At 58.2% G+C, this 12592-nt stretch carries 13 protein-coding genes and 1 pseudogene; 1 reads left to right on the forward strand and 13 read right to left on the reverse strand.

What is annotated here, in order from left to right:
* Positions 1-2: 2 nt before the first annotated feature.
* The 9 genes from rplV to creB form a co-directional block, all read right to left on the reverse strand.
* The gene (gene rplV, locus K0F85_RS27300) at positions 3-335 is read right to left on the reverse strand and encodes a 50S ribosomal protein L22 (protein WP_170840583.1); all 333 of its coding nucleotides are present in this window, start codon (positions 333-335) and stop codon (positions 3-5) included.
* Complete coding sequence (gene rpsS / locus K0F85_RS27305) at positions 332-607, reverse strand: 30S ribosomal protein S19 (protein ID WP_008444295.1); 276 nt, start codon at positions 605-607, stop codon at positions 332-334. The genes rplV and rpsS overlap by 4 nt, the downstream gene beginning before the upstream one ends.
* A 10-nt stretch (positions 608-617) precedes the next feature.
* The gene (gene rplB, locus K0F85_RS27310; protein WP_219118954.1) at positions 618-1445 is read right to left on the reverse strand and encodes a 50S ribosomal protein L2; all 828 of its coding nucleotides are present in this window, start codon (positions 1443-1445) and stop codon (positions 618-620) included.
* Positions 1445-1762, reverse strand: a complete 318-nt coding sequence (gene rplW, locus K0F85_RS27315) for a 50S ribosomal protein L23 (protein WP_010394398.1) — start codon at positions 1760-1762, stop codon at positions 1445-1447. The genes rplB and rplW overlap by 1 nt, the downstream gene beginning before the upstream one ends.
* Positions 1759-2379 (reverse strand): 50S ribosomal protein L4, encoded by a 621-nt coding sequence (gene rplD, locus K0F85_RS27320; protein WP_034753197.1) that lies wholly within the window; start codon positions 2377-2379, stop codon positions 1759-1761. Before rplD ends, rplW begins: the two co-directional genes overlap by 4 nt.
* Before the next feature lie 3 nt (positions 2380-2382).
* On the reverse strand, positions 2383-3039 hold the full coding sequence (rplC, locus tag K0F85_RS27325; protein ID WP_010394393.1) for a 50S ribosomal protein L3: 657 nt from the start codon (positions 3037-3039) through the stop codon (positions 2383-2385).
* 386 nt (positions 3040-3425) lie between these two features.
* Entirely contained in the window at positions 3426-4817 is a 1392-nt protein-coding gene (gene creD / locus K0F85_RS27330; RefSeq protein ID WP_219118955.1) for a cell envelope integrity protein CreD, read from the reverse strand.
* Positions 4818-4909: 92 nt separating this feature from the next.
* Positions 4910-6331: a two-component system sensor histidine kinase CreC gene (gene creC / locus K0F85_RS27335; protein ID WP_219118956.1), complete on the reverse strand. Its 1422-nt coding sequence runs from the start codon at positions 6329-6331 to the stop codon at positions 4910-4912.
* Positions 6328-7065 carry a two-component system response regulator CreB gene (gene creB, locus K0F85_RS27340; protein ID WP_219118957.1) on the reverse strand — a complete coding sequence of 246 codons (738 nt, stop codon included), beginning with the start codon at positions 7063-7065 and terminating at the stop codon, positions 6328-6330. The genes creC and creB overlap by 4 nt, the downstream gene beginning before the upstream one ends.
* A gap of 175 nt (positions 7066-7240) precedes the next feature.
* Here creB and K0F85_RS27345 point away from each other — a divergent pair, with 175 nt between their 5' ends.
* A complete protein-coding gene (locus K0F85_RS27345) occupies positions 7241-7789 on the forward strand; it encodes a tetratricopeptide repeat protein (protein WP_219118958.1) in 549 nt (182 codons plus the stop codon).
* An 18-nt stretch (positions 7790-7807) separates the two neighbouring features.
* Here K0F85_RS27345 and K0F85_RS27350 read toward each other — a convergent pair whose 3' ends face one another.
* The 4 genes and pseudogenes from K0F85_RS27350 to K0F85_RS27365 all read right to left on the reverse strand — a co-directional run.
* On the reverse strand, positions 7808-8602 hold the full coding sequence (locus K0F85_RS27350; protein WP_219118959.1) for a DUF817 domain-containing protein: 795 nt from the start codon (positions 8600-8602) through the stop codon (positions 7808-7810).
* A 145-nt stretch (positions 8603-8747) separates the two neighbouring features.
* The gene (locus tag K0F85_RS27355) at positions 8748-11555 is read right to left on the reverse strand and encodes a TonB-dependent siderophore receptor (protein WP_219118960.1); all 2808 of its coding nucleotides are present in this window, start codon (positions 11553-11555) and stop codon (positions 8748-8750) included.
* A gap of 450 nt (positions 11556-12005) precedes the next feature.
* Complete coding sequence (gene rpsJ / locus K0F85_RS27360) at positions 12006-12323, reverse strand: 30S ribosomal protein S10 (RefSeq protein ID WP_010394389.1); 318 nt, start codon at positions 12321-12323, stop codon at positions 12006-12008.
* A gap of 179 nt (positions 12324-12502) precedes the next feature.
* A pseudogene (locus tag K0F85_RS27365) lies at positions 12503-12592 on the reverse strand (elongation factor Tu); the annotation flags it as partial.

Consider the following 12592-nt stretch of genomic DNA (forward strand, 5'->3'; position numbering starts at 1 on the left):
CCTTAGTTACCGACAGTCACGTAAACGTGACAGGATTGTTTCGAAATACGGTCGCCACGGCCTTTTGCACGCGCGGTGAAGCGCTTCAGGACCGGGCCCTTTTCGACGTAGATCGTTTTCACGAACAATTCGTCGATGTCCGCACCATCATTGTGCTCGGCATTCGCAATAGCGGATTCCAGAACGCGTTTGATGATCGCAGCACCTTTTTTCGGGCTGAATTGCAAGATGTTGAGTGCAGCGTCAACTTTCTTGCCACGGATCAGGTCAGCAACCAGGCGGCCCTTTTGGTCCGACAGGCGCACACCTTTGAGGATAGCTTTAGTTTCCATTATTTCTTAGCCTTTTTGTCAGCTGCATGGCCCTTGAACGTACGGGTCAGTGCGAATTCGCCGAGCTTGTGACCAACCATGTTTTCGGAAACATAAACCGGCACGTGCAGCTTGCCGTTATGAACCGCGATCGTCAGGCCGATGAAGTCAGGCATGATTGTCGAACGACGCGACCAGGTTTTGATTGGCTTTTTGTCTTTGGCTGCTTGCGCGGCTTCAACTTTTTTCACCAGGTGGGCGTCACAGAACGGCCCTTTTTTCAATGAACGTGTCATGTGCTACCCCTTATTTCTTGCCGCGGCGCGAGACGATCATGGAAGTCGTACGCTTGTTGCTGCGTGTTTTCTTACCCTTGGTCTGTTGGCCCCATGGCGAAACTGGATGACGACCAGCTGCTGTTTTACCTTCACCACCACCGTGCGGGTGATCGACCGGGTTCATGACCACACCGCGAACGGTAGGACGAACACCGCGCCAGCGCATTGCACCAGCTTTACCGATTTTACGCAGGCTGTGCTCGGCATTGCCGACTTCACCAACCGTTGCACGGCACTCGATGTGCACGCGACGTACTTCACCCGAGCGCAGACGCACTTGAGCGTAGGTACCTTCACGTGCCATCAGCACAACGCCAGCGCCAGCGGTACGTGCCATTTGGGCACCTTTACCTGGCAGCATTTCGACGCAATGCATCACGGTACCGACTGGGATGTTACGGATTGGCAAGCAGTTACCCGATTTGATCGGTGCTTCCGAACCGTTCATCACGCTGTCGCCAACGGACATGCCTTTGGTTGCGATGATGTAATGACGTTCGCCGTCGGCGTAGCACAACAGAGCGATATTCGCGGTGCGGTTTGGATCGTATTCGATACGTTCCACTTTCGCTGGAATACCATCTTTGGTGCGCTTGAAGTCGATCAAGCGATAGTGTTGCTTATGACCACCACCGATATGACGGGTGGTGATGTGACCGTTGTTGTTACGACCAGCGGTCTTGGATTTCTTTTCAACCAGGGCAGCGAACGGACGACCTTTGTACAGGTCGGCATTCACCACCTTCACCATGCCGCGACGGCCTGGCGAGGTTGGTTTCATCTTAACGAGTGCCATTATGCAGCCTCCTCGGAGAAGTTGATTTCCTGGCCAGGCTTCAGGCACACGAAAGCACGCTTGGTATGGTTACGACGACCGTTGAACTTGCCGGTGCGCTTTTGCTTACCTTCGCGGTTTGCAGTTTGCACGGACAGAACTTCAACCTTGAACAGCAGTTCGACCGCTGCCTTGATTTCAGGCTTGGTTGCATCCGGCAGTACGCGGAATACAATTTGCTCGTTCTTTTCCGCGACCATGGTGGCCTTCTCGGAAATCACGGGCGCCAACAGCACCTTCATCAAGCGTTCTTCGCTATGTTTCAAAATCGCGCTCATGCCAGCATCTCCTCAATCTTGGCCAGTGCAGCTTTGGTGACCAGGATCTTCTTGTAGAACACCAGGGACATCGGGTCTGCGTGACGTGGCTCAACGACGAGTACGTTAGGCAGGTTGCGCGATGCCAGTTCCAGGTTTTCGTTCAGAACGTCGGTGATGATCAGAACCGAATCAAAGCCCAGGCCGTTCAATTTTTGCGACAGCAGCTTGGTTTTTGGCGCGTCGATCGTCAGATCGTCGATGACGATCAGGCGCTCTTCGCGAGCCAGCTGCGACAGGATCGAGCAGATACCTGCGCGATACATTTTTTTGTTCACTTTGTGGGTGAAGTTTTCGTCAGGCGAGTTCGGGAAAATCCGACCACCGCCGCGCCACAGTGGCGACGACGACATACCAGCACGAGCGCGGCCGGTACCTTTTTGGCGCCATGGCTTTTTCGTCGTGTGGTGAACTTCTTCACGGTCTTTTTGCTTGCGGTTACCACTACGTGCATTCGCTTGATAAGCGATGACGACTTGGTGGATCAGCGCTTCATTGTAGTCACGGCCGAAAATCGTATCGGCTGCAGCAACGTTCGAGGCGGCTTGACCTTGCGCATTCAGAAGCTTGAGTTCCATCGTTTAAGCTCCCTTCTTGGCTTTGGTTTTGATGGCTGGCGAGACAACTACCTGGCCATTTTTCGCACCTGGAATCGCGCCTTTGACCAGCAACAGCTGACGGTCGGCATCGATACGGGCGATCACGAGGTTCTGGATCGTACGGTTAACGTCACCCAGATGACCGGTCATGCGCTTACCAGGGAAAACGCGACCTGGATCTTGTGCCATACCGATGGAACCTGGAACGTTGTGCGAACGCGAGTTACCGTGCGTTGCACGGCCAGAAGCGAAGTGGTAACGTTTGATAACGCCTGCATAGCCTTTACCGATGGTAACGCCTTGCACGTCGATCTTTTGACCGACTTCGAACAGGGAAGCAGCGACAACATCGCCAGCTTTCAGTTCAGCGGCTTTAGCAGCGTCAACACGGAACTCTTTCAACAGAGTACCGGCTTCAACACCAGCTTTAGCGTGATGACCAGCAACAGCTTTGGTCACGCGGGAAGCGCGACGTTGACCGAATGCGACCTGAACAGCGGAGTAACCATCTGTTTCAGGGGTTTTGATTTGCGCAACACGGTTGTTCGATACGTCCAACACGGTGACCGGGATCGAATCCCCTTCATCCGTGAAAATGCGCATCATACCAACCTTGCGACCGAGAAGGCCTAGGCTCATTTTTTCTCCATTCCCACCTGCGATTGGGCGGGGCTTGTTTAACTACAAAGTAACGTAGGACTCAAAAAAGACGAATCCATACCGAAGCCGGCTAGTATATAGCACAAAAACCCTTGACGCAACAAGTTAACACGAGGTATGTCAAAGTGTTGCGCGACGCCCTTGCGGGAGTTGTCGGCACACGGAAAAAAACCTGCCACAGGGCAAGCTAACGGACGCAGAGCACGGCGTCATGCGCCCTGGCGGGCGATGACAGAAACACACGGGGCACGCCATGGCATGCGCGCCCCACCCTGCCCCTCCCGCTTGTGAGGCCAGGAAAAATCCAGCCCGGGCATAGGCCTTCCGGACTGGCGGGAAGACGGCGCATGGCGCCTGGCCAGCCATTATTCCTGCGGCGCTCCCTTGCCAATCTGATACCAGTCCACCTTACGCGTTACCACCATGATGGCTGCCAGCACGGCAAACAGCAGGATACTGCCCATCACGAGCGCATTGTTTTCCGAGTTCAGCAAGCCATACAGGGCGCCATACAGCATGCTCAGCGCCACGCCGAAGCCGATCGCGCGCGTGGCGCTCCTGAGCACGTACGTCAGGTAAAAGCTGGTCAGCACGATACAGGCGGCGCTGGCGGCCAGGTAGGCATACAGGAAGGCGATATGCTCGGCCAGGCTGACGAGCAGCAAAAAGAAGATGACCAGCGACAGCCCGACCAGCAGGTATTGCACCGGGTGGATAGGCAGACTTTTCAGGATTTCAAAGATGAAAAACGCGGCAAACGTCAGCGCCACGAACAGCAGCCCATACTTGGTGGCGCGGTCCGACTGCGAATACACATTCACCGGCTCGATGAAACCCACGCTGAAGCGGTCGACCTGGCCCAGCGGCGCGCTGTCGCGCACCTTGAATTCGCCTTCGATGCCAGACAACTGGGTTTGTGCATTGCTGGCCAACGAAGAGATGTCCCACTCGACCTGAAAGCCATCGGCGTTGATCTGGCGGTGTTTCGGCGATGGCAGGAAGCGCCCGCCAAACTGCGGATGGGGCCAGTTCGACTTGATGCTGAACTGGCTGTTTTTCGCCACCGGCACGAAATGCTGGCGTTCGATGCCGTCCAGGCCCAGGTCAAAGCTGAATTTTACCTGTTGCGCTTGCGCCAGCGGCATGGCGCCCAGGGGCGCGTGCAGGCCGCTGCGGAAAGCAAACAGCTGCGTACCCTGCTCGAACTCGATCTGGCGCCCGCCCCAGTCGATTTTCGGGATATTGCGGATACCGCGCACATCCTCGATGGACAAGGCAACAAACGGCACGCCCAGGGTCACCCGCGCATCCGGCGTCTTGCGCGGCAACTGCTCAAGGCTGGGCACCGTGAAGTCGCCCTTGAAGGCATGCTGGCCGCTGTAGACCAGCACCTGGTGGATGCCGCGGTAGCGGCGGTCGGTCTCGATGGTGCCGTTCTGCAGCAAATAGTTCGGGTACACCAGCAAGCGGCGCTGCATGCTACGGCGCTGCACCTGCGTGCGCGCCGGCACGTCGCTCTTCTGGTCCTTGTCGGCGGCGATCTCGACGCGCTCATCATATTGCTCCACATACGGAATCACCAGGATGGGGCCGATGATGGTCTGTTCGCGCACCGAATCGGCGGCGATGCTGTCGACGGCTTCCTGGCGGAATTCCATCCGCTCCTTGATCGTTTCCTGAATCATCAGCAACGGCAAGCCGATCACCAGCATCAGGCCGAACACGATCAACGCTTTGACGAATAAAGTTTTTTGCATGGCGCATCCTTGAGAAAAGAATGCCAGTGTAAAAAAGCTGTATGCGCTGACGATGCAGTCTGTGTGAAGCCGGCAAATAAAGTGCACTAAGCCTAGGCCAGCGGCAGGCACAAGCGCGCGCAGGCGCCGCCCTCCGCATGATTGCGCACCTCGACCGTACCGCCATGCAGGGAAGCGACCTCGCGCACGAAGGGCAGGCCCAGGCCCGTGCTCTTGCCGGCGGTCGGACGCGGCAGGGAATAAAAGCGCTCGAAGACGCGTTCCAGCGCATACGTAGGAATGCCTGCGCCACGGTCGCGCACGGCAATTTCCACCTGGCTGCCCTGGCGATGCGCCGTCAGGTCGATGCAGCTGCCGGGCGGCGCAAAGCCGGCCGCGTTGTCAAGCAGGTTGCCCAGCGCCTGGCGCAGCAGCAGCGCGTCGCCCGCCACACTGCCCTCTTCCACCAGCAACTGCAGGCGCAATCCGCGCGCCGCCAGGGTGGCCGCGCCATCCTGCGCCACCTGCGCCAGCAGGGGCCCCAGTGCGATGCGCTCGGGATTGTCCAGGCGCTGCTGCTTTTCCACGCGGACCAGGGCCAGCAGCTTGTCGATCAGTTGCCGCTGGCGCGCGTTCTGCTCCAGGATGCTGGCGAGGAACTGGCGCCGTTCGGCCGGCAGCATGTCTTCCTGCAGCAGTTCGGCCGAGGCCTGGATGGCGGCGATCGGGCTTTTCAATTCATGCGCCAGGGTGTGCATCAGCTGCTCCACGTATTCCTTGCCTTCGAGGCGGATGCGCATCGCTTCCAGCGCCCGCCCCAGGGTACCGAACTCATTCCTGCCCAGCGCCGGCAACGCCACCTTGCGCCCCGCTTCCACGTCGCCGATGTAATGCATCAGTTTTCCCAACGCATGGTGCAACCACCAGGCAAACGCCAGGCCGATCAGCAGCGACAGCAGCAACAGGATGGCGCCACGCTGCAATATCTTGCGTTGGCTGCGCTCAACAAACGCCTGCACGCTGGCATTCGGCTTGGCCACCGTCAGCACGCCGATCACCGCATTGCCGTCGCGAATCGGTGCGGCCACGTGCATCACCGTCGACATCTCGTCACCGGGCACGCTGCGCGTGCTGCGCGCGCCATATTTTCCTTGCAGGGTCAGGTAGACGTCGTTCCAGCGCGAATAATCGCGCCCCACGTCGCGCACGCTGGAATCGAACAGCACGATGCCGCGCCTGTCCGTAATATAGATGCGGTAATCGAGGGTCTGCTTGCGCACGCCATTGATATTGATATCGACGCCGTGGCGCGCATAATCCTGCATGCGCGCCAGCACCGCCGAATTGGCCAGCGTGCCGGCGCGCAGGTCGGGCGCCACCAGGTTGGCCAGCAGCTGCGAGGTATCGACCAGGGTATCTTCCAGGGTCGAGCGCACGCCCGGCTTGACCTGCTCCATGAACACATTCAGCAGGAACCAGGCGGCCAGGCCGACGATCAGGAAGTAGCCGAGCAGGATGCGCAGGCCGATCTTCATGCGCCGGCCAGGCTGTAGCCAAGGCCACGGTGGGTATGAATGGGATCGGTCTGCGCATCGACGGCGCGCAGCTTGGCGCGCAGCGATTTGACGTGCGCATCGACGGTGCGCTCGAGCGTGTCGGGTGCCCCACTCCACACGCGCGCCATCAGCTGCGCGCGCGACAGCACGTGGCCCGGATGCTCGAGCAAGGCCTTCAGCAGCAAATATTCATAGCGAGTCAGATCCAGCGGCTGGCCATGAAAGAGTACTTTCGCCTCGAGCGCGCGCAATTCGAAGCGCGCGGGCGCCGGCGCCGTCACCGCGACGGCTGCGGCTATCGTCATGCCAGCCTCGCGCGGCACCTGAACGACACCTGAGCGGCGTAGGATGACGCGGATGCGCGCCACCAGTTCGCGTGGCGAAAATGGTTTGGTGACGTAATCATCGGCGCCGATTTCCAGGCCGACGATACGGTCGATCTCATCGCTGCGGGCCGTCAGGAAGATCACTGGCACCTCGGAAAACTGGCGCAGCCGGCGGCACACCTCCAGGCCGCTCATGTCGGGCAAGCCCACGTCCAGCACCACCAGAACGGGCATCGGTGCGGCTTCCCCGGGCGTTGGGCGCAAGGCGGCCAGGGCGTGTTCGCCCAGCGTCACATGGCGTGGCGTAAAGCCGTCCGTGCGCAAGGCATAGGCGATGCTGTCAGCTATCGCCTGTTCATCTTCCACAATCAGGACAGTCTTGGACATGGCGGCAGCACGCATAAATGGTCAGACCCGGAGTATCCCTGAAGCACGCAAGCGGCGTCAATCGCGCACCTTGCCGCGCGCCGGCAAAAAGCCACCTGGCCAAAAAAACTTATAGTATATTTATCGCAGCATGACTCCACCGATACACCGTGTCCAACACCCGTCCGAGGAGACTATGAAGAACCATACCATCAGCCTGCTATGCGCTGTCAGCCTGCTGGCCGCCTGCGCGGCACCAGCGACGCTCACCACCTCCAACGCACAACACGACGCCTGCAACGCGGCCGAACTCAAAGGCCAGTTTGGCGAAGCGGAACTGGCTTGCGTACAGGCGCTGCACAGCGCCGAACAGGCTGGGGCCAGCGCGGACGTCCTCTCGCAGCGCCAGTACAACCTGGGCCGAATCAAACGCTTGCAGGGCAAGAATGCCGAAGCGGAGCAGTTGTACCGGCAAGCCTTGGCCACGGAAGAAGCGGCGCAGCCACGCAGCGATGCGCGCGTCGGCCGCCGCCTGGTGGAGCTGGCGTCGGCGCTGGCGGCGCAAGGCAAGTGGCAGGAAGGCACGGGCTATCTGGAACGCGTACTGCCGCTGCTGCCGAAGCTGTCGCCCGCCTCGCGCACGTATTCGGCGCAAGTGCTGCGCCAGTATGCGAAACAGCTGCAGGTCGGCCCGCAAGCCGCATTGGGCGCGCGCTTTGACGTGGTGGCGGCCAGCCTGCAATAAGGCGTTACGGGGCCCGGCCTACGGCTGGGCGACGTGGATGCTGGCCTTGATGTGCTTGAGGTGGGCCACGATGGTGAACGTCATCACCACCAGCAGCGACCATGAGCTCCATTTGCTGACATGCACCACCGACCAGGCGCCAAGCTGGTTCGGATAGCGCCACACCCCCCAGAAGGTGCTGATATTTTCGGCCAGCCAGATAAAGAAGCCGACCAGGACGAAACCAAGCAGCAAGGGCATGCTGCGGTCGCGGTCGAGCGGACGGAACACCACGCTGGTGCGCGCGTACAGACCCAGCGCGCAGGCGGCCAGATACCAGCGATAGTCGCCGATGTAATGATGGGTGAAAAAGTTGGCGTAGATCAGCAGCGCGATCAGCACCGCCATCCAGTACGGCGGATGGTGGCGTATGCGCATGTCGAGCAGGCGCCAGGTCTGGATGATGTAGCTGCCGACGGCCGCATACATGAAGCCGGAAAACAAGGGCACGCCGAACACCTTGCTGTAAGCGAAGTCGGGATAGCTCCACGACTGTATCGTCCCCGATACCTTGAATACCTCCAGTGCGAAGCCGACCGCATGAAACAGGCAAATGGCTTTCAACTCATCCCACGTTTCCAGTCCGCTCCACAGCATCGCGCCCTGGATTGCCAGCGCCGCCAGCAGCAGCACGTCATAGCGCGGCAGGCCGAACAGGCAGGACCTCGCCTCCTTGATGCCGAAATACAGGAATTCGGTCAGAAAGCGCGGCCAGCCGCGCAAGCGCTGACGGGGAGCCGCATTTAACAGATGGGTATCGAGAGTATTGAGCATGCAGCAACTTTATCGAGCGACCGCAACGCTGTAAAGCGATATCCTCCGATGTATCGCTGGCTGGGTAAAAAAAAACCAGGCACGAAGCCTGGTCTTGGACACGCCCGGCAAGGATGCCGGGCGAAAGTTTGTCAGCTGACGACGATCAGAAGAAAGTGTAGCTGGCGGATACACCGATACGACGCATCTGGAACGTATCAACGTAGCCGGAACGCCATTGAATTGGCGCTGCCTTGTCAAACATGTTGTCCACGTACAGGCTCAGACGCGTGTTCTTGATGCCGCTGTACGACAGGTTGTAGTCGAACGTCGTGTTGCTGCCGACGCGCGAGCATGCTGCCATGTTGTCTGCAGAGACTGCATTCGTGGCGCAGTAGGTCGGCGACGAATCGTCGTTGTTGCTATAGCCGCTGGCATAGTTCAGGGTCATGCCGTGGTCGAAGGAGCCGGCCTTCAGGCTGGCGCGCAGCTTGGTGTTCAGACGCGAACCCAGGGCCCAGTTACCGGCCATGTTGCCAGCATAAGCATTGTCGGTCACGCTGAACTCCTGGTACTTCCACAGGTAGCTACCTTCCAGTTTCAAGCGAACTTGGCCAATACTGGTGTTGAAACGGCCACCCGCATCAAAGTCGAAGCCCGAAGCACGGGTCTTGCCGCTGTTGACGTATGGATTGAACAACAGGCCGATCGCGCCAACACCACCGAAGTTGGTCGTATTGTTCGGTGCGTATTTTTTCACCAGTGCCAGGAATTGCGCATCGGAAGCCGAGTTATCGACACGCACCAGCTGTCCTGCTTTCAGATCAGCTTCGCCGCGCAGGATGTCGGCCACGGCACGGGTGCCGATTTCGTCCTTGCGTTCGATATGGTAATAGTCCAGTGCCACGGTCCAGTTCTTGACCGGTTCAAAAACGAAACCAGCGGTAATCGAACGCGAGGTTTCTGGTTTCAAGTCCTTGTTCGCCGACACGAAAGTCGGTACGCCGCCCGAGCAATCGCTATTCTGGAAGGTGTTGCCCTGAGCCTTGTCAGCGCTGGTGACTGCTGGATTGTTCTGCACCAGCTTGTTCAGGGCACTGGCGGTGGCGCAGCGGCGTGGATCGCTGATTTTAGTGGCAAACGAGCTGCGGCCCAGACCGTTACCGGTTTCAACGATGTTTGGCGCGCGGAAGCCGCCAGCGGCCGTGGCACGCAGCAACAGGGTATCGGTTGCGTTGACGCGCAAGCCCAGCTTCGGCGAGAAGTGCACGTCGCTGTTGGTGGACTTGTCGGCACGTACTGCTGCGCTTAATTCCACACGCTTGACCACCGGAATGGTCGCTTCGGCGAACAGCGCGTAGTGATCCATGGTGTCTTTGACTTGCAGGCCGGCGATGCCGACCAGTTCGCCACGCAGCACGTTGTCCGAGCTGGCCATTTCATACTTTTCGCGACGGATATCGGTACCGAATGCCACGTTCAAAGGACCGGCTGGCAGTTGCGCCACTTCGCCGGACACGGTCGCGTCGATGAAAGTGATCTTCGACTCGCCCTTGGTGGTACGGACAGGGAACATCGATTCCAGCAGCGCGGCATCGTTTTGCTGGCCGAACTTGTAGGTGCCGTTGACGATGGCGTTGCTATAGCCATCTTTGCTGACGGCACGGGTGGCCTTGGTCGCTTTCGAGTTCATGTAGCCGACCGCAGATTTCCAGTCGAAATTGCCGATGTCGCCGTTCAGGCTCAGCATGACGCGCGTCTGATCGGATTCAGTGCGGTTGAAGTTGAAACCATTGCCAGTATCCATCATGCGGGCGCGGTATTCGACCGGCACGGCGTACGGATTCATGGCGTGGCCAACTGGCAGCTTCGGATAGAAGAACGGACCGACCATCTTGCCGTCGATCGCGTTGTACCAGGTACTCGAAGACGTGGTGGCGCTACCGTTGCTAACGTTGAATGGCGTGACGATGTAGTCGTTGCTGGCGCCGGCATTGGTGATCTCGAAGTTGGCATCGATGCTCTTGCCAATACGGAAGTGCGTGTTGCTGGCCAGCGCATAGCGCTTGGCATTGGTCGTCAGGCCGGTGTAGGGCAAGATATCCATCTTGCACAGCTTGTCCTTGGCATCGATCTTGTCTGCCGGGCAGCCGGGCGCAGCAACGATGTTCGTGCTATTCAGGAAGTAGTTGCCGGTTGGCGAGAACGAGCTCTGGGCATCCCAGGTCGAACGGCCTGGAGTCTGGCGGTGCCATTCAGGGTAGTGGCTGCGCAGGTCGTCAGCAGTGTAACCGTCGCTCTTGTAGGCTTCGTACGTCAGGTAGGTGTTGAAACCATCTTTGTCGATATCGCCGTAACCGACGATGCCGGAAACGTTGCGGCTGCGCTGGTCTTTGAAACCGTCGGTCTCCTTGTAGTTGCCGGTGATCTTGGCGCCTTCAAAGTTTTTCAGCAGGATGATGTTGATCACGCCAGCGATGGCGTCGGAGCCGTAGATTGCCGACGCGCCGTCTTTCAGGATCTCGATGCGCTCAATGGCGGCAGCCGGGATCGCGTCCAGGTTGGTGAAATTCTGTTGTGCGCCATCGGCCAGGCCGTATTGTGCAATGCGGCGGCCGTTGACCAGCACCAGCGTCGCGACCTTGCCCAGGCCGCGCATGCCGACGCCCGAAGAGCCCGTGGCAAAGCTGCCGGAGCTGCTGCTCGACGAATCGATCGAGGTACTGATGGCAGCAGAGGAATTCAGGATGCCCAGCGCCGTGGTCTGGCCGGTACGCTCGATGTCGTCGCGGGTCAGAACCTGCAGCGAGCCAGCTGTTTCAGCTTCGGTGCGCTTGATGCTACTACCGGTGACTTCGACGCGTTGCAGTTTTTCTACAGGTGCAGCAACTTCTTGTGCTACAGCGTATTGGGAGAAGGCCAGTGTCAATGCAACTGCAAGAGTGCTCTTTTTCAAACTGGGTGTATTGCTCATTGCTGTACTTTTCAAAACTACTCCTCAAATATTGTTTTCGTTTTATAAATCGATGCGTTGCATTGATCATTTTTGTAAAAAAATCACACATTCTCACGCATGTTACGAATTTCTCACATTTGACGCGTATGGGGAAGGAAACAATTAACAATTGTTGTTTTAACCCAACTTTATAGACCAAGCTATCATTTTTTGGAATTAACCTGGCGCGCATTGGCATGTCCGACAAACCCGGCAAGGAGAGGCGAAAAGAAGAAAGAAGAATGAAATGAAACGAAGGAAAAGACGGCAGTGCTTGCAAAAGACACGGGGGGATCAATAGCAATGGGGCCGGGCGTACTCACGATCGTGAGCAGGCCCGGCCCCATCATCAGGCAGCGGGAGAGCCCGCCAGCCTGGAACAGCTATCAACACTTGATGCTACCGTGTTGTCAGCTGCCCTGGAAACTCTTATTGCAGTTTGATTTCAACATCAACACCAGCTGGCAGGTCCAGCTTCATCAGCGCGTCAACGGTTTTGTCCGTTGGGTCAACGATGTCCATCAGGCGTTGGTGCGTACGGATCTCGAACTGATCGCGCGAAGTTTTGTTGACGTGCGGGGAACGCAGCACATCGAAACGTTGAATACGGGTAGGCAGTGGTACTGGGCCTTTGACGACAGCGCCGGTGCGCTTCGCGGTTTCAACGATTTCCAGAGCGGACTGGTCGATCAGTTTGTAATCGAAAGCCTTCAGGCGGATACGGATTTTTTGGTTTGGTGCCGACATGATATTTCCTTAAAAGAACGAACCGCGCGGTCTGCACGGCAATGAGGTCATACGGGAATTTCTGACGCAACAACCGTCAGGGTCGACATGATAGCACCAAAATGCTTGCCAACCCCGGCAGTTGAATAAAAAGAAGGGCGCCGGGCGACGACGCGTCTTCTTTTATGCAGGCTTAAGAATTAAGCCAGGATTTTTGCAACAACACCAGCGCCGACGGTACGACCGCCTTCACGGATAGCGAAGCGCAGGCCTTCTTCCATCGCGATCGG

The sequence above is a fragment of the Janthinobacterium sp. UMAB-56 genome (assembly GCF_900095265.1).
Classification (GTDB): Bacteria; Pseudomonadota; Gammaproteobacteria; order Burkholderiales; family Burkholderiaceae_D; genus Janthinobacterium.